17 protein-coding genes and 1 tRNA gene are annotated in these 15,034 nt (G+C 67.2%); 8 read left to right on the top strand and 10 right to left on the bottom strand.

Features of this window, described 5'->3' with window-relative positions; translation table 11 throughout:
* Positions 1-16 precede the first annotated feature (16 nt).
* From OVA11_RS15110 to OVA11_RS15100, 3 genes are all read left to right on the top strand, one after another.
* Entirely contained in the window at positions 17-745 is a 729-nt protein-coding gene (locus OVA11_RS15110; RefSeq protein ID WP_268068121.1) for a glutathione S-transferase family protein, read from the top strand.
* 167 nt (positions 746-912) lie between these two features.
* Positions 913-1,242 carry a hypothetical protein gene (locus tag OVA11_RS15105; protein WP_268068120.1) on the top strand — a complete coding sequence of 110 codons (330 nt, stop codon included), beginning with the start codon at positions 913-915 and terminating at the stop codon, positions 1,240-1,242.
* A gap of 113 nt (positions 1,243-1,355) precedes the next feature.
* A complete protein-coding gene (locus tag OVA11_RS15100; RefSeq protein WP_268068119.1) occupies positions 1,356-2,012 on the top strand; it encodes a glutathione S-transferase family protein in 657 nt (218 codons plus the stop codon).
* Between the two features lie 41 nt (positions 2,013-2,053).
* Here OVA11_RS15100 and OVA11_RS15095 read toward each other — a convergent pair whose 3' ends face one another.
* Positions 2,054-2,971 (bottom strand): MBL fold metallo-hydrolase, encoded by a 918-nt coding sequence (locus OVA11_RS15095; RefSeq protein WP_268068118.1) that lies wholly within the window; start codon positions 2,969-2,971, stop codon positions 2,054-2,056.
* Between the two features lie 76 nt (positions 2,972-3,047).
* Here OVA11_RS15095 and OVA11_RS15090 point away from each other — a divergent pair, with 76 nt between their 5' ends.
* Positions 3,048-3,824: a sulfite exporter TauE/SafE family protein gene (locus OVA11_RS15090; protein WP_268068117.1), complete on the top strand. Its 777-nt coding sequence runs from the start codon at positions 3,048-3,050 to the stop codon at positions 3,822-3,824.
* Between the two features lie 15 nt (positions 3,825-3,839).
* On the opposite strand, the gene OVA11_RS15085 is transcribed toward OVA11_RS15090, so the two are convergent.
* The 4 genes from OVA11_RS15085 to OVA11_RS15070 form a co-directional block, all read right to left on the bottom strand.
* Positions 3,840-4,133 carry an ArsR/SmtB family transcription factor gene (locus tag OVA11_RS15085; RefSeq protein ID WP_442780895.1) on the bottom strand — a complete coding sequence of 98 codons (294 nt, stop codon included), beginning with the start codon at positions 4,131-4,133 and terminating at the stop codon, positions 3,840-3,842.
* 70 nt (positions 4,134-4,203) lie between these two features.
* Positions 4,204-7,416, bottom strand: coding sequence for an efflux RND transporter permease subunit (locus tag OVA11_RS15080; protein WP_268068115.1), 3,213 nt, complete (start codon positions 7,414-7,416; stop codon positions 4,204-4,206).
* Positions 7,413-8,447, bottom strand: coding sequence for an efflux RND transporter periplasmic adaptor subunit (locus OVA11_RS15075; RefSeq protein WP_268068114.1), 1,035 nt, complete (start codon positions 8,445-8,447; stop codon positions 7,413-7,415). Before OVA11_RS15075 ends, OVA11_RS15080 begins: the two co-directional genes overlap by 4 nt.
* A 25-nt stretch (positions 8,448-8,472) precedes the next feature.
* The gene (locus OVA11_RS15070) at positions 8,473-8,835 is read right to left on the bottom strand and encodes a rhodanese-like domain-containing protein (protein WP_268068113.1); all 363 of its coding nucleotides are present in this window, start codon (positions 8,833-8,835) and stop codon (positions 8,473-8,475) included.
* A gap of 159 nt (positions 8,836-8,994) precedes the next feature.
* On the opposite strand from OVA11_RS15070, the gene OVA11_RS15065 reads away from it, so the two are divergent.
* The 4 genes from OVA11_RS15065 to OVA11_RS15050 are packed head-to-tail and all read left to right on the top strand — an operon-like array spanning position 8,995 to position 12,248.
* On the top strand, positions 8,995-10,278 hold the full coding sequence (locus tag OVA11_RS15065) for an NAD(P)/FAD-dependent oxidoreductase (RefSeq protein ID WP_268068112.1): 1,284 nt from the start codon (positions 8,995-8,997) through the stop codon (positions 10,276-10,278).
* A 4-nt stretch (positions 10,279-10,282) separates the two neighbouring features.
* A complete protein-coding gene (locus OVA11_RS15060) occupies positions 10,283-10,726 on the top strand; it encodes a thioredoxin domain-containing protein (protein ID WP_268068111.1) in 444 nt (147 codons plus the stop codon).
* A 20-nt stretch (positions 10,727-10,746) separates the two neighbouring features.
* Positions 10,747-10,950 carry a YgaP family membrane protein gene (locus OVA11_RS15055; protein WP_268068110.1) on the top strand — a complete coding sequence of 68 codons (204 nt, stop codon included), beginning with the start codon at positions 10,747-10,749 and terminating at the stop codon, positions 10,948-10,950.
* Complete coding sequence (locus tag OVA11_RS15050; protein ID WP_268068109.1) at positions 10,950-12,248, top strand: TolC family protein; 1,299 nt, start codon at positions 10,950-10,952, stop codon at positions 12,246-12,248. The genes OVA11_RS15055 and OVA11_RS15050 overlap by 1 nt, the downstream gene beginning before the upstream one ends.
* 97 nt (positions 12,249-12,345) lie before the next feature.
* On the opposite strand, the gene OVA11_RS15045 is transcribed toward OVA11_RS15050, so the two are convergent.
* The 5 genes from OVA11_RS15045 to OVA11_RS15025 form a co-directional block, all read right to left on the bottom strand.
* Positions 12,346-12,783, bottom strand: a complete 438-nt coding sequence (locus OVA11_RS15045) for a nuclear transport factor 2 family protein (RefSeq protein WP_268068108.1) — start codon at positions 12,781-12,783, stop codon at positions 12,346-12,348.
* A gap of 27 nt (positions 12,784-12,810) precedes the next feature.
* On the bottom strand, positions 12,811-13,197 hold the full coding sequence (locus OVA11_RS15040) for a nuclear transport factor 2 family protein (RefSeq protein ID WP_268068107.1): 387 nt from the start codon (positions 13,195-13,197) through the stop codon (positions 12,811-12,813).
* 9 nt (positions 13,198-13,206) lie between these two features.
* Complete coding sequence (locus OVA11_RS15035; RefSeq protein ID WP_268068106.1) at positions 13,207-13,986, bottom strand: SDR family oxidoreductase; 780 nt, start codon at positions 13,984-13,986, stop codon at positions 13,207-13,209.
* Positions 13,987-14,177: 191 nt separating this feature from the next.
* A tRNA-Val gene (locus OVA11_RS15030) sits at positions 14,178-14,252 on the bottom strand.
* A gap of 47 nt (positions 14,253-14,299) precedes the next feature.
* Positions 14,300-15,013: a phosphoglycolate phosphatase gene (locus OVA11_RS15025; RefSeq protein WP_268068105.1), complete on the bottom strand. Its 714-nt coding sequence runs from the start codon at positions 15,011-15,013 to the stop codon at positions 14,300-14,302.
* Positions 15,014-15,034 lie beyond the last annotated feature (21 nt).

The following is a 15,034-nucleotide window of genomic DNA, read 5'->3' as shown; positions in this document are numbered from 1 at the left end:
GAGATGGAGGGGGGCGATGATCACGCTGTACGCCACGGGAGCCGGCTTTGGATTGCCAGAGATCAGCCCGTACGTGACCAAGACCGAGGTCCAGCTGATGATGGCGGGCCTAGACTACCGGAAGACAAAAGGCAGTCGCGACACCGCGCCGAAAGGGCAGTTGCCCTGGATCGAGGATGCCGCCCAGGCGATCGCGGATTCGACCTTTATCCGCGTACACATCGAGCGGAAGTACGACGTCGACCTTGATTTCGGCCTGACCGGCCGGGAGCGGGCTCAGGCCTGGGCGATCGAGCGCATGATTGAGAACCAGCTCGGTTGGGTGTCGACCTATTTCCGCTTTCTGGAGCCCGCAAACTTCGAAAGGGGACCTGCGCGGGCGTTCGATCAGGCGCCGGCCCACCTGCGGGACGAGCTTCGGCAGGGATTGAGAGAGGCGGTCGCGGCCAATATCCGCGCGGTCGGCGTCGGGCGTCACCTGCGGGAGGAGGTCGCCTGGCTGGGCGGGCTGTCGCTCAGAGCCTTGGACGAACTTCTGGAGGACAAGGCTTACCTGATGCGGGACGCTTATCCCGTCGGCGTGGATGCGACCGCGTTCGCCATGCTGGCGGCGATCATGACCCCGTTCTTCGACTCGCCGCTACGCCGTCAGGCCGAGCGCTATCCCCGTCTGGTGGCCTATGTCGGTCGAATGATGGAGCGCTTCTATCCGGCGCATCCCTGGGGCCTGCGCCAGGCGGCCTAGGCCGCCGAAGCCGAGAGAGTTGCTTGCTCAGGGGGAAGGGGCGAAGCGCTATCTGACGTTGTTTTTCGATCAGTGTTACGCCCCGCGATAATTCGTCGCACAAATCAAGGCCTTGCGGTCGGCGCCCCGCGCATGCTGACTTCGACGGAAGGAATCAGGGGGTTGAGATGTCGGATAAGCTGGCGCCGGCGAGCGTTGAAATGGTGTTGAAGGCGATCTCTGGGGAGATGTCGCTGGCCGCCGTCGCCTGCGGGCATCTTGATGTGGCGCTGGGCAAGATCCTCGAAGTCGTGCCGGATGAGCACCGCCTCTCGGTCATGCAGGAACTGCATACGGTCGATTTGCTGGCGCAGCACATCACGGCTTTGACCGACTTCACCGGCAACCTGTCCCAACAACACGGGCAGGGCGTTCTTGAAGTAAACGACTCCCTCAACGCCATCACCCTGGGCGATGTCGCCGCCCGGCTGCGCGCGGCGATCCAGGGCGAGGACTGATCGCCGACCTTCCTGGAGGCGGGCAGGGGCATCTGTCTTCCTTCGGAACTGGCGCTTGTCGGATTTCCGTTCGTCTGCTCGTCCTTGGGTGTCAGTAGCCCCGGAGCGTCGACATGCGTCCCGTCATCACCGCGTTCAAGGCCTCTCCCGATCGCGGCCGTGGGCTGGCCCGCGACATGGCGGTGCGCTGGGCGCTGGAGGAGATCGGTCTGGACTATGACGTCCAGCTCCTGACCTTCGAAGAGCTGAAGGCCTCCGCGCACAGGGCGCTACAGCCGTTCGGCCAGATCCCGACCTTTCAAGCCGATGGCGTCGCCCTCTTTGAGTCTGGCGCCATTGTCCTGCATATCGCGGAGCAGGGGCCCGGTCTCCTGCCGGTGGAAGCGGCGGCCAGGGCCCGCGCGATCGCTTGGATGTTCGCGGCCCTGAGTACGGTTGAGCCGCCTATCGTTGAGCGTTCCATGGCGATCCTCCTGGAAAGGGAAGAGCCCTGGTTTTCGGCGCGCCAAGCGCTTCTGGATCGACGTGTCCGTGGTCGGCTTGCTGAGCTATCCGTGCGGCTGGGAGAGCGCGAGTGGCTCGAGGGCGACTTCAGCGCCGGCGACCTGATGATGGTCGCCGTGCTCCGTCGACTGAAGGGCGCAGATCTGTTGGGGGGCGAACCAAGGCTCGACGCCTACGTCGCGCGCGGCGAAGCTCGGCCCGCATTTCAGCGCGCCTTTGCAGCGCAGTTCGCGGTCTTTGAGGCCTCAGAGGGCGTAGCCCCCTAGATAACCGTCCTGATGTGGAAGGCTGCAGGGGGGGCGGACCTCTAGACTGCGTCGATCGGCAATTTCAGATAGCGGACGCCATTGGCTTCCGGCTCCGGCAACCGCCCGGCGCAAATATTGACCTGGACTGACGGCAGGATCAGGCGCGGCATGCCCAGTGTGGCGTCGCGCGCCTGACGCTGACGCACGAACGCGTCCTGCTCGACGCCCTCGCGGACATGGATGTTGGCGGACTTCTGCTCGCCGACGGTCGTCTCCCAGCGCACCTCCGTGCGACCGGGCGCCAGGTAGTCGTGGCACAGGAACATCCGGGTCTCGTCCGGCAGCGCCAGAAGGCGACGCACCGAGGCGAACAGGGTGGCGGCGTCGCCGCCCGGAAAGTCGCACCGCGCCGTGCCGTAGTCAGGCATGAACAGGGTGTCCCCGACGAACACCGCGTCGCCAATGACATAGCTGACGCAGGCCGGCGTGTGGCCGGGCGTATGCAGGACGACGGCGTCGAGCGACCCGATCGAGAACCGCTCGCCGTCGTGGAACAGGTGATCGAACTGGCGCCCGTCCGCCGCGAAATCAGGACCCATGGCGAACAGCGTCCCGAACACCTTCTGGACCGCCACGATATCCGCGCCGATCGCGATGCGACCGCCCAGGGCCGACTGAAGGTAGGGGGCGGCCGACAGGTGATCGGCGTGAGCGTGGGTTTCGAGGATCCACTCCACCTTCAGACCTTGGCCGCGAACGTGCGCGATGATCTTGTCTGCGCTGGCATGGCTGGTCCTCCCCGAGGCAGGATCGAAATCCAGAACGCTGTCGATGATCGCGCAGGCGTCCGACGCCGGATCCTTCACCACGTACGAGACGGTGAAGGTATCCTGATCGAAGAACCCGGTGACCTCGGCGTGAGCCTTGGTTCGGGCGAGGTGTTGGGCCGAAACGAGGGCGGCGTCATGAAGCGACATGGTGCGGTTCCGGGTTGAAAAGTAGCTTGAACATATATATTCGAATATATGAATATATCAACCGCCCGAGGTTGCTGTGGACCCTCTCACGATCATCGCGGTTCTGGCCAGCGGCGCCTTGGTTGGCGCGCTCTTGGGGGTGTTCGGCGGCGGGGGCTCGGTTCTGGCGACGCCGTTGTTGCTCTACGTCGTGGGTGTCGATGACCCGCACCTTGCGATTGGCACCTCGGCCGCGGCGGTCTCAGTGAATGCGGCGGCAAGCCTCGTCGGCCATTGGCGAGGCGGGCGGGTGAAGTGGCCCTGCGCCAGCGTCTTCGCCGGGGCGGGGCTGATCGGGTCCTTGCTCGGCTCCAGTATCGCCAAGCTGGTCGATGGCCAGAAGCTCTTGTTGTTCTTCGCCTTCGCCATGGCCGCCATCGCGATATCCATGATGCGCAAGCCTCGCGCGGAAGGCGATCCCGAGGTCCAGATTACCTGGCCGCTGATGCGCCGTCTGGCTCCCATCGGCGTGCTCACCGGCGGCGCGGCGGGGTTCTTCGGTATCGGCGGCGGCTTCCTGATCGTGCCGGGCCTGATGGCCGCGACCGGCATGACTCTGGCCAACGCCTCGGCGTCGTCCCTGGTGTCGGTGGCCCTGTTCGGCGCGGCGACCTCGGTCAACTACGCGCTGTCGGGTTGGGTCGATTGGAGGATCGCCGGCGTCTTCATCCTGGGGGGCGCTGCTGGCGGCGTCTTCGGCGTCAAGGCCGCCGCCCTGTTGGCGACCCGTGCGCTCTTGGCGCGGCGCTTGTTCGCGTCGCTGGTCTTGGCCGTGGCCGCCTATGTCGCCTGGCGCGCGCTCAACGCCCTCTAGAACAGGCGCGTCCGTTCAGCCGCCCGTGCGGTAGATGTCAGAGAGCGTGGCCAGCACGCGCGCGGCGTTCTCGTCGCTGAGCCGGTAGTAGATCGTTTGCGCCTCGCGACGAGTAGCCACCAAGCCCTCGGCGCGCATCTTGGCCAGATGCTGCGAGGTCGCCGACTGGGCGAGGCCTGCGTGCTCAGACAGTTCGCCCACCGAGGCCTCGCCATCCGCCAGGCGGCAAAGCAGAAGCAGGCGCTGCTCGCTCGCCAGGAGCTTGAGCAGCCGCGAGGCTTCGCCGGCGCAGGCGCGGAGGTCGGCCACGTCCGACGGGGAATGGCAGGATAGGGCGGGAGCGTTCATTGGAGGCAATGTAGAAACCACGGAAGCGGGATCAAGCGGCCTTGGACGTGATCGGCGCATCAGGGTCGCGAAGGACGACATAGATCGCCGGGATGACCAGAACCGTCAGGATGGTGGATGAAGCGAGGCCAAAGAGCAGCGAGATCGCCAGGCCCTGGAAGATTGGGTCCGTCAGGATCACCGCCGCACCGATCATCGCCGCCAGGGCGGTCAGGACGATCGGCTTGAAGCGGATCGCGCCTGCCGTCAGCAGAACCTCGCGCAGGGGTTTGCCGTCCTCGGCGCTGTGGCGGATGAAATCGACCAACAGAATCGAGTTACGCACGATGATGCCTGCCAGGGCGATGAAGCCGATCATCGAGGTTGCGGTGAACGGCGCCTGGAAGAGGATATGGCCCAGCACGATGCCGACCAGGGTCAGCGGGATCGGTGTCAGGATCACCAGCGGCAGGCGGAAGCTTTTGAACTGCGCGACCACCAGCACATAGATGCCCAGGATCGCCACGCCAAAGGCCGCGCCCATGTCACGGAAGGTGACCCAGGTGATCTCCCACTCGCCATCCCACAGCACCGTGGGACGGCTTTCGTCGGTGGGTTGGCCGTTCAGGCGGATGTCGGGCTTGGGCGTCGCGCCCCAGTCCATGTCGCGCAGGCGCTTGTTCACGTCCATCATGCCGTAGATCGGCGCCTCGTAGGCTCCGGCCAGTTCGGCCATGACCATGTCGACGTCGCGGCCATCGCGGCGGAAGACGTGGGTCGAGCCGGCCTCGCGCTTGGCCTCGACGACTTCGGACAGTTCGACGAGGCGACCGTCGGTGGCGCGGGCCACGGGGGTTGATCCCAAGGTCTCGCCCCAGGTGCGGGCGTTCTGCGGCAGTCGGACGGCGATTTCCAGCGGATCGCGGCCCTCGCCGCGGTGAGCATAGCCAACCACCTGGCCCCCGAAAGCCGCGCCGATCGAGTCGAGCACCTCGCGGTCGGAGACGCCCAGGGCTTCCAGGCGCGTACGATCCGGGACCAGGCGCAGGGTGGGGCGGGGCGCGCCCCAGCTGTCGTCGATGTCGACGATGTAGGGCACGGCGTGGAACGTGGCCTTGACCTTCTCGGCGACCGCGCGGCGCGTGGCGGCGTCGGGACCGTAGATCTCGGCCAGCAGGGTCGCCATCACCGGCGGTCCCGGCGGGGCTTCGACCACCTTGACGGCGGCGCCGGCCGGAAGAGCCAGGCGCGACAGGCGCTCGCGGAGGTCAAGGGCCACGGCGTGACTGGAGCGCTTGCGCTCATCCTTCGGGGCGAGGGTCACCGACAGGTCACCCTGCTCGGGCCGGTTCCGCAGGTAGTAGTGGCGCACCAGGCCGTTGAAGTTGAACGGCGAGGCGGTCCCGGCATAGGAGTCGATGGCGACCGTCTCGGACAGAGTCCCGGCGATGGCGGCGGCTTGCGCCAGGGTGCGCTGCGTGATCTCCAGCGACGTGCCTTCCGGCATGTCCAGCACCACCTGCAGCTCGGACTTGTTGTCGAACGGCAAGAGCTTCACCGTCACGGTCTTGGTCGCGAACATGGCGCAGGCCAGCACCGTGGCGACGCCCACGCCGCCCAGGAACATCCAGGCGGTGCGGCGGTCGCGGATTACCCGGCCGGCGACCCGGCGGTAGAGCGCGCCCAGCTTGCCTTCATCGTCATGGCCATGGCCATGCGACCCGCCGTCGAGCGCCTTGCGGGCGAAGCGAACCATCAGCCAGGGCGCGATGACCACGGCGACGAAGAACGAGAACACCATGGCGGCCGAGGCGTTGACCGGGATCGGCGCCATGTAGGGACCCATCAGGCCCGAGACGAACAGCATCGGCAGCAGGGCCGAAACGACGGTCAGAGTGGCGACGACCGTGGGATTGCCGACCTCGGCCACGGCCTCGACGGCGGCCTGGATCCGGCCTCGGCCATCGTTCATGGCCCAGTGGCGGGCGATGTTCTCGATCATGACGATGGCGTCGTCGACCAGGATGCCGATCGAGAAGATCAGGGCGAACAGGCTGACCCGGTTGATGGTGTAGCCCATCAGGTTCGAGGCGAAGAGAGTCAGCAGGATCGTGGTCGGGATGACGACGGCCGTGACGGCGGCCTCGCGCCAGCCGATGGCCAGGCCGATGAGCACGACGATCGAGACCGTGGCCAGCCCCAGGTGGAAGAGCAGCTCGTTGGCCTTCTCGTTGGCCGTAGCGCCGTAGTCGCGGGTGACATCGACGTTCAGCGAGTCGGGAAGCAGCGAGCCCTTCAGCGCCTCTACTCGGGCCAGCACCGCCTCGGAAACGACGACGGCGTTGGCGCCCTTGCGTTTGGCGATCGCCAAGCTGGCGGCGGGAGCCTCGCTCCAGCCGTTGTCGGCGCGCGCATAGCGGCGAACCTGGATCTGGTCTTCGCGCGGGCCTTCGGTCACGTCGGCGACATCGCGCACATAGACCGCTTCGCCCTTGGCGGAGGGTAGGGCTAGAAGACCGATCTCGGTGGCGTTCTTCAGGTCGCGGCCGGCGGTGACGGCGACCGCCTCGCCACCGTTGCGCACGTCGCCCGCGGGGAAGGCGCGGGTGGCCTGACGGATCGTGTCCATCAGCGCGCCCATCGACACGCCGCGCAGCGCCAGACGGGCTGGGTCGGGCGCGACCCGGATCTCTCGGGGACGTCCGCCGACGATGAAGGTGAGGCCGACATCGTCGACCTTGGCGACCTCGGTCTTCAGCTTGCCGGCGATCTCGCGCAGCGCCTCGTCGGTCCAGCGGTTCTCGAAGCCCGGCTTGGGCGAGAGGGTCAGCACCAGGCTCGGCACATCGTTGATGCCGCGCGTCTGGATCAGGGGCTCGGGAACGCCGGCCGGGATCTTGTCGTAGTTGGCGCGGACCTTCTCGTGAATCCGCACGGCCGCCGCATCGGGATCAACGCCGACCTTGAAGCGCGCCGTCACCATCACCTGGTGATCGTCGGCGAAGGTGTAGACGTGCTCGACCTCGTTGACGCTTTTGACGATGGCTTCCAGCGGCTTGCCGACCAGCTCGGCCGCATCGGGCGCGGAGAGGCCGGGCGCGGCGACCATGATGTCGACCATGGGCACGCTGATCTGCGGCTCCTCCTCGCGCGGGATCGAGAACAGCGCCAGGAGCCCCACGGCGATCGCGGCCAACAGGATCAGCGGGGTCAGGGGCGAGCGGATGCTGGCCTTTGTCAGGCGGCCGGATAGTCCGAGGTTCATCGGCGGGGCTCCGCGGGAGTCAGGATGTCGCCAATGCGCAGGCCAGACAGAATCTCGACCCGGGCCGGGTCGGCGGCCGGGGTCGTCTGGACAGGGCTGTCGATCGCCGCGCCGTCCTTGCCGACCAGGCGGACATAGTCGACGCCAAAGCGTGTCGCGATGTAGCGACGCGGGATCACCAAGGCCTGGCGTTGGCCGACCGCGACGAAGGCGCGGACCTTTCGGCCGACCAGCGCCTGCGGAAGGCCCGTGGCGGTCACGTCAGCGATGACCTGGCCGCTGGTCACGGCGGGATAGACCTGAGTGATCTGTCCCGTCGCCGCGACGCCGCCCAGATCCTCGGCGGCCAGACGGACAGCGGCGCCGACCTTCAGAGTGGCGGCTTCGCCTTCGGGAACGGTGATGCGGACGACCGGCGGACCGGCCGTGATCGTGGCCAGCGACTGACCGGGCATGACGACCGACCCCAGCGGGACGTCGGCGGTCAGGACACGGCCGGCGGTCGGGGCCAGAACGGCGCCTTGATGACCCAGCTCCGCGCTGGCGCGAGCCTGGGCGCGGGCTGCGGCGAGACCCGCGTTGGCGGCCTTGGCGGCGGCTTGCACCTGATCCAGGCGCGCCTTGGCGTAGACACCGTGGTCATAGAGGTCCTGGGTCCGAGCGAGATCGGCCTGAGCCTGTGCGGCTTGCGCCGCTGCGGCCGCCACCTGCGCGTCGTAGGCCGAGGTCTGCAAGCCGATGCGGTCATCGCGGATGATGGCGATGGTCTGGCCCTGGCGGACGGTGTCGCCTTCCTTGACCAACAACTGCGTCACCGTGCCGCCGATCCGAGCGCGGGCGTCGGCCATGTCGCGGGTGGTCAGGGTGGCGGGGACCGGCTTGAGGTCGTCGACGACAGAGGCGCGCACCGTCAGACGATCGGCGGCCGGCGCCATGACGGTCGCCGGCTTGGGCGCGGCTTTCTCCTCGCCACACGCGCTCAACAGCGTGGCCAGGCCCAGCGCGCCGATCAGGAAGGGTTTGGCGGTCATCGGGGTCCCCCTGGGCGTTGTCGGATCAGCCGCGGTCGCGGACTTGGCCGCTCTCGCTGTCGAGGCTGATGGTCGGCAGGCCGGCGGCCTTCCAGGCCAGGATGCCGCCGCCCAGATGGCTTTCCAGCTTGTGGCCCGCCGCGCGACAGCGCTCGATCGCCATCGCCGAGCGCTTACCTGACCCGCACTGCATGATGATGCGCTTGTCGTCGGCCACGGGCAGGGCGGCCGGATCGAAGGTCGACAGTGGGAAGTTCAGGGCGCCGTGAATCCGCTCGGCGGCGAACTCCGCCGGCTCACGCACGTCGATCAGCAGGGTGTCGCCGGCGTCCAGGGCCGCCTTCACATCCGCAGGGGTAAGGTCCTTCACCTTGGGGGCGCCGAACATGATTGTCTCCTTCCGAGGGCCGAAGAATGGCCTTAAAATTCGCAATTGCGAATATGCGTAAAATATAATATGAAGTCAAGCGCGGTCGCTGGACAAGCACCATGGCCGCTCCGGCCGGCCACGACGCTGAGCAGGATCAACCGGCAGGGAGACGCCAAGGTGGCCAAGCCTCGCATCGTAATTCTGGGCGCTGGTCTGGGGGGCGCGATCGCCGCCTTCGAGATCAAGCTCGCGGTCGGCAAGCGCGCCGACGTCCAGGTGGTCTCCGAGGGAGACACCTTTCACTTCGTCCCGTCGAACCCCTGGGTCGCCGTTCGCTGGCGCAAGCGCGAGGCTATTCAGGTCAAGCTGCCGCCCGTGTTCCAGAAGAAGGGCATCGAGTTTACCGGTGTCGGCGCGACTCGCGTCGATCCCAAGTCGAACACCCTCGAACTTCGTGACGGTTCGATCCTGCCTTACGACTATCTGGTGATCGCCACAGGGCCGGAGCTGGCCTTCGACGAAATCCCCGGGCTTGGTCCGCACGGCGGCCACACCCAGTCGGTCTGTCACGTGCAGCATGCCGAGGCGGCTGCGGACGCCTTCGATAGGTTCTGCGAAAATCCAGGCCCGATCGTTGTCGGCGCCGTGCAGGGCGCTTCATGCTTCGGCCCGGCCTACGAGTTCGCGCTGATCCTCGACACCGAGCTTCGGCGCCGCAAGATCCGCGACAAGGTGCCGATGACCTTCGTCACCTCCGAGCCCTACGTCGGCCACCTCGGGCTGGACGGGGTCGGCGACACCAAGGGCCTGCTCGAGAGCGAGATGCGCCAGCGCCACATAAAGTGGATCACCAACGCCAAGGTCGCTTCGGTCGATGAAGGACTCATGCACGTCGAGGAGATCGCCGACGACGGCTCCGTACGCGTGCGCCATGATGTGCCGTTCGGCTACGCGATGATGCTACCGGCGTTCCGCGGCGTCGAAGCGGTGCGGGGCGTCGAGGGGCTGGTCAATCCGCGTGGCTTCATCCTGATCGACAAGCACCAGCGCAATCCGACCTATCCGAACGTCATGGCGCTGGGCGTTTGCGTCGCCATCGCCCCGACCGGCAAGACGCCCGTGCCCGTGGGCGTGCCCAAGACCGGTTTCATGATCGAAAGCATGGTCACGGCCATCGCTCACAACTTCAAGGAAATCCTCGACGAAAAGCCGCCGACCCACGAAGCGAGCTGGAACGCCATCTGCCTGGCCGATTTCGGCGACGGCGGCGTGGCCTTCGTGGCCCAACCGCAGATCCCGCCCCGCAACGTCAATTGGTCGGCCAGCGGCAAGTGGGTCCACTTGGCCAAGGTCGGCTTCGAGAAATATTTCCTCGGCAAGGTCAAGCGCGGCGAGAGCGAGCCGTTCTACGAGAAGCTAGCCCTCGACATCCTGGGCGTGAACAAGATCAAGGGCGGCTAGCGTCATGCGCCAGTTCGTCTGTCCCAGCTGCGGCGCCGGAAACCGGATTCCGGAGGATCGCGATCCGGCGCTGGCCCGCTGCGGCCGCTGCAAGGCTGAGGTCTTGTCGGGCGAGCCGTTGGAGGTGAACGCCGAGGCCTTCGGTCGCCAGCTCGCCGGTACGAAGGGTGTTCCGGTGCTCGTGGACTTCTGGGCACCGTGGTGCGGGCCCTGCCGCGCCATGGCCCCGCAGTTCGCGGCGGCCGCCCAGCGGGTCGGCGCAAGCGCGCGCTTCCTCAAGCTGAACGCCGACGAGAGCCCAGGTCCCTGCGCGCAGTACGCCGTGCAGAGCCTCCCATCTCTGCTGCTGTTCCTGGACGGGCGACTGATCGCCCGCAAGGCGGGTCTGATGTCCGCAGATCAAATCGTCGACTGGGTAAGCTTGGCCGCCGCCAAAGCCGCCGTCTGACATCGAGAAGGAGACAAGGAATGACCCTCGACCGCGCCGTACTGGCCTTCGCCGGCCTTGTAGTTCTCATCGGCCTGGCGCTCGCGCACTTCGTCCATCCCTACTGGATTGGCCTGTCGGCCTTCGCCGGCCTGAACATGATCCAGGCCGCGTTCACGGGGTTCTGCCCGGCGGCGATGATCTTCAAGAAGCTCGGCGTGAAGCCCGGGACGGCCTTCCGCTGATGCGCGCCGCCGTCCTGCTCGCCAGCGCCGCTCTGGCGCTAGCCCTGCCGCTCTCTGCCAGCGCGACGACTCTCGCTGAGGCGATCGCGACGGCGCGCGCGAACAATCCCGACCTGCGCGCCGCCATGGCGCGCACCGAGGCTGCTGACGCCCGGCTGCGAGCGGCCAAGGGCGCGCGCCTGCCCACGATCAGCCTCACAGGCGAGTATCTGAGCGGCCGCAACGATCTTGGCGGCTTCTTTGGCTTCGGAGCCAGCGATGTCGATCCGCGCGCGGTTCGGCTGGAGATGACCCAGCCCTTGTTCGCGGGCGGCGGGATCGCCGCTGGCGTCGATCAGGCGCGTGCGGGGCAAGAGGCTGCCAGGGCTCAAGGTCGGCAGGCCGAACTGGACTTGGAGGTCTCAGTCGCGCGCGCCTTCGTGGCGGTGCGGGCGGCCGAGGCGTTCCTGACCGCCAGTCGTGGACAGGTCGCCGCCTTCGAAGAATGGACACGCCAGGCGGGGCTGAGGTTCCAGGCGGGCGGGATTCCGAAAAGTGATCTGGAACTGGCGATCGCGCACCTGGCTGAGGCGCGAGCAGGCGAGGCCAGGGCGCAATCCGGATACGAAACCGCGCGTGCGCAGTACACGGCCTTGGTAGGTGTCGAGCCGGTGGAACTGTCGGCCGCGACCGACGGGGGAACCACGCTCACCCTGGATGAGGCCCTGGCCCGCGCCGAGGCGAACAGTCCGATGCTGGAGGCCGCCGAGGCTGGCGTCCGCGCGGCCATCGCCGTCGAGCGCGCCGCTGCGGCGCAAGGACTGCCCAGCTTTGCGCTCACCGCTCGGACCGAACAGATGCGGGACCAGTTCTTCCCCGGCTATCGCTCAGACGCGGTTTCGGTCGGGGTGCAGGGGCGCTGGACCCTCTTCGCCGGCGGCCGCGTGCAGGCCGCCAGGTCCGAAGCCTCGGCGGCGCGCCGCGTGGCGGAGGCCCAGCGCGATACGGCTCGGGCGGCTCTCAAGGCCCAGGTGATCAACGCCTGGAGCGAACTTCACGCGATCCGCCTGGCCGCCGACGCCGCGAGGGACCAGTCGGTCGCCGCGACCAGCGCCGTCGACAGCCTCAGGAACGAGGTCCGGGTTGGTCAGAGACCCATGGTCGACCTGCTTGACGCCCAGCGCGACCTGCTGGCTGCGACCGCGCGCCGGCTTGCCACAGAGGGGGACTTGGTGGTCGCCGCCCGTCGCGTGGCCGTGCTGACCGGCGGTCCCACGGGGCAAGCCACTGGGGATCTGACGGCCGCTCAGCCCGGCTAGAGCATTTTCCGATCTGTTTGGATCGGAGAAATGCTCTAGCCCTTTGTATTAACGCATTTTCTGACGACGAACCGGATCCACTTCGTCGGAAAATGCTCTAGGCTGATGTCGCCGCGACGCGATCAAGCAGGGCTTCGACCTGCGGCGTGAACGGTTTGCCGGCCTTCTGGTCGGCGAGCACGCCCAGGTCGACATAGTCCCGCCACGCGGCGATCTGGTCGCCGCGGAACTCCAACACACCCGCATAGGGCAGGGCCATGCGCTTGCCGTCAGCGGTGCGATACTCGTCGACGCCTTCCAGGAAGAGTCGGTCGCCCGTTTCAGCGTGGGCGAAGATCCGCCACTGAATGTCGTGCATATCGGCCTGCAGTTTCCGCAACAGCTTTTCAGCCGCCGCCTTGCCCCGCACCGGCGGCAGGCCCGGCGCCGCGTAGTGCCAGACGATGTCGTCGGTCATGTGCGAAAGGACCGTCTCGATCTCGTGGGCCTGCCATGCGGCGATCACCCGCGAGAGAATGGGGAAAAGTCGGGACATGAGCGCCTTGGTGTTGCGAAAGATAATCTAGCGGGTCGCCGCGACCAGCTGAGCGGTCTTGGCGGAGTCAAGGTACTCGTCGAGGCGTGTTATCTTGCCGTTCTCGACCCGCACGACGACACAGGCGTCCATAGCCCATCGCTCCCCGTTCGGCAGCGTGGCTTCAAGGACATGCTGCTGAAGGAAGCCGTCAGCCAGGGGCGCGATGCGCTGCACCCGATAGGTCCGATCCGGCAAAACCCTGACGAACCAGGCCAGCGACTTCAGGTTCTGGTCGACGGTCTGTTCGATGTGATCGATGTTGTGCCAGATCTTGGCGTCGGGGGCGTAGAAGGCCCGCACGGCCTCGGCGTCGCCGGCCTGGATGGCGGCGACAAAGCGCTGGGCGAAGGCTTCGTAGTCGATCTGAGGCAAGGACCTCTCCTAACGGCCGGTGCTGACGCGGTCGCTGGTCAGCGCACGCCGCATGGCCAGTTCCAGGCCCTTGGGGTCGCGGGCCAGATGGGCGCGCACGTCGATGGCCATGAAGTCTGTGTCGACCTCGTCCGCCTCGCGCTTCAGCGCTTTCAGGCCGGCCTGGGCGATGGTGGCCGGCGCCTCCTTGAAGCCCTCGACATGACTGGCCATGCGGGTGTCGACCGAGCCGACATTCAGCGCCAGCACGTGGGTGTTCTGGGGCGCCAGTTCGGCGCGCAGGCAGGTGGTCATGGCGCGCGCGGCGAATTTGGAAGGGCTGTAGCCCCCCATGCCGGGCACGGCGACCAGGCCGCCGGCCGACAGCACATTGACGATCGCGCTCTTCGGCGACTTGGCCAGGATAGGCGCGAAGGCTCGGCTCATCGCCAGCGGGCCAAAATAGTTGACCTCCATCTCCTGGCGGGCGGCGCTCATGTCCGGTGCGCCCATCAGAGTCTGCATGGTGAAGGCGCCCGCATTATTGACGAGGATCGTCACGTCAGGGCACTGCGCGGCCGCCGCTGAAATGGTCTCCGGGTCGCTGACGTCGAGCCGTAGGGCCGTCACCCGGTCCGGGGCCTCGGCGACGAGGTGCGCGGCGCTGGCCGGATCACGGGCGCCGACATAGACCTTCGTCGCGCCGGCCGCGAGGAAGGCCCGCACAAAGGCCTCGCCAATTCCGCGATTGCCGCCGGTGACCAGGACGATGCTGTCCTTGATGTCCATGGGCGCCGTCTCCTCCCACATAAAGCCCGACGAGCGACCGGGCTCTTCGTCCCGGTTCGCTAGCGGTCTAGCCGAAGCCTAGCACCACGGTCTTGTTATGCAAGCAACCTCGCCCGATGTGTGCGGCGCGCAAGGCCGCGCGCGGCGGCTGGAGCGCAACCGCCAAGGTCGCGGTTTCCCGAGGGTTAAGTCTGCACAGGAGAAGAGAAGAATGGTGGATGCGACAGGGATTGAACCTGTGACCCCCTCGGTGTGAACGAGGTGCTCTCCCGCTGAGCTACGCATCCGCCGTGTGGAGGGCCCCGAAAGGGACCGATCCGCGAGAGGAGGGGGCCTATAGCCCGGTGTTCGGCGCGGGGCAAGAGGTCAAAAGCGTGATGCACGCCTTGGGCACGTCCAAAAAGCTGTGGATGACCAGATCTGCGCCCAGGGTCTCGACCGGATCCTCGGTGTAGCCGAACGAGACCAGCACGCCGGGGACGCCAGCGTTGCGGGCCCCGAGCGCGTCATTGATGCTGTCACCGATCATTACCGCGCGGCTTACGTCTCCGCCCACGGCGGCGACGGCGGCGGCGACGTGGCGGCCGTCCGGCTTGGCTGCGGGCGCCAGATCCGCGCCGATCACCGCTTCGAAGAACGGCGATAGAGCGACGGCGTCGAGCAGCGCGGTCGACAGGTTGGTGAGCTTGTTGGTGCAGACCACAAGCCTGGCCCCGGCCGTCTTGAGGTCGCTCAGCACCTCGACCACGCCTGGGAAGGGCGCGCTCTCATCGGCGATGCGGGCGAGGTAGACGTCGATGAACCGTTGGACTAGCGCGGGCGCCTGCTCGGCGTCGAGCGGCGCGCCGGCGGCGGCGAAGCCACGCTCCAAGAGGGCCCGCGCGCCTCGGCCCACCATGAGGCGCACATCGTCGAAGGGCAGTGGCGGCAGCGACTCCTGGGTCAGGATGGTGTTCAGCGCGCCCACCAGGTCGGGCGCGGTGTCCACGAGGGTTCCATCCAGGTCGAAGGCGATGGTCGCCCCGTTCAGGTCATGAAGCGTGCTCATGGGTCTGGCCTTTCGGCCAAT

Origin of the sequence: Caulobacter sp. SL161 (genome assembly GCF_026672375.1) — a bacterium.
Taxonomy (GTDB): domain Bacteria; phylum Pseudomonadota; class Alphaproteobacteria; order Caulobacterales; family Caulobacteraceae; genus Caulobacter.
Note: the sequence above shows the minus strand (reverse complement) of the source record. Positions and strands in the feature narration are given on the sequence as shown.

What these genes read in the sequence shown, in the direction of transcription:
- OVA11_RS15110 (WP_268068121.1), top strand. Translation starts at nt 17, where the DNA reads ATGATCACGCTGTACGCCACGGGAGCCGGCTTTGGATTGCCAGAGATC.
- OVA11_RS15105 (WP_268068120.1), top strand. Translation starts at nt 913, where the DNA reads ATGTCGGATAAGCTGGCGCCGGCGAGCGTTGAAATGGTGTTGAAGGCG.
- OVA11_RS15100 (WP_268068119.1), top strand. Translation starts at nt 1,356, where the DNA reads ATGCGTCCCGTCATCACCGCGTTCAAGGCCTCTCCCGATCGCGGCCGT.
- OVA11_RS15095 (WP_268068118.1), bottom strand. Translation starts at nt 2,971, where the DNA reads ATGTCGCTTCATGACGCCGCCCTCGTTTCGGCCCAACACCTCGCCCGA.
- OVA11_RS15080 (WP_268068115.1), bottom strand. Translation starts at nt 7,416, where the DNA reads ATGAACCTCGGACTATCCGGCCGCCTGACAAAGGCCAGCATCCGCTCG.
- OVA11_RS15075 (WP_268068114.1), bottom strand. Translation starts at nt 8,447, where the DNA reads ATGACCGCCAAACCCTTCCTGATCGGCGCGCTGGGCCTGGCCACGCTG.
- OVA11_RS15070 (WP_268068113.1), bottom strand. Translation starts at nt 8,835, where the DNA reads ATGTTCGGCGCCCCCAAGGTGAAGGACCTTACCCCTGCGGATGTGAAG.
- OVA11_RS15060 (WP_268068111.1), top strand. Translation starts at nt 10,283, where the DNA reads ATGCGCCAGTTCGTCTGTCCCAGCTGCGGCGCCGGAAACCGGATTCCG.
- OVA11_RS15055 (WP_268068110.1), top strand. Translation starts at nt 10,747, where the DNA reads ATGACCCTCGACCGCGCCGTACTGGCCTTCGCCGGCCTTGTAGTTCTC.
- OVA11_RS15050 (WP_268068109.1), top strand. Translation starts at nt 10,950, where the DNA reads ATGCGCGCCGCCGTCCTGCTCGCCAGCGCCGCTCTGGCGCTAGCCCTG.
- OVA11_RS15045 (WP_268068108.1), bottom strand. Translation starts at nt 12,783, where the DNA reads ATGTCCCGACTTTTCCCCATTCTCTCGCGGGTGATCGCCGCATGGCAG.
- OVA11_RS15035 (WP_268068106.1), bottom strand. Translation starts at nt 13,986, where the DNA reads ATGTGGGAGGAGACGGCGCCCATGGACATCAAGGACAGCATCGTCCTG.
- OVA11_RS15025 (WP_268068105.1), bottom strand. Translation starts at nt 15,013, where the DNA reads ATGAGCACGCTTCATGACCTGAACGGGGCGACCATCGCCTTCGACCTG.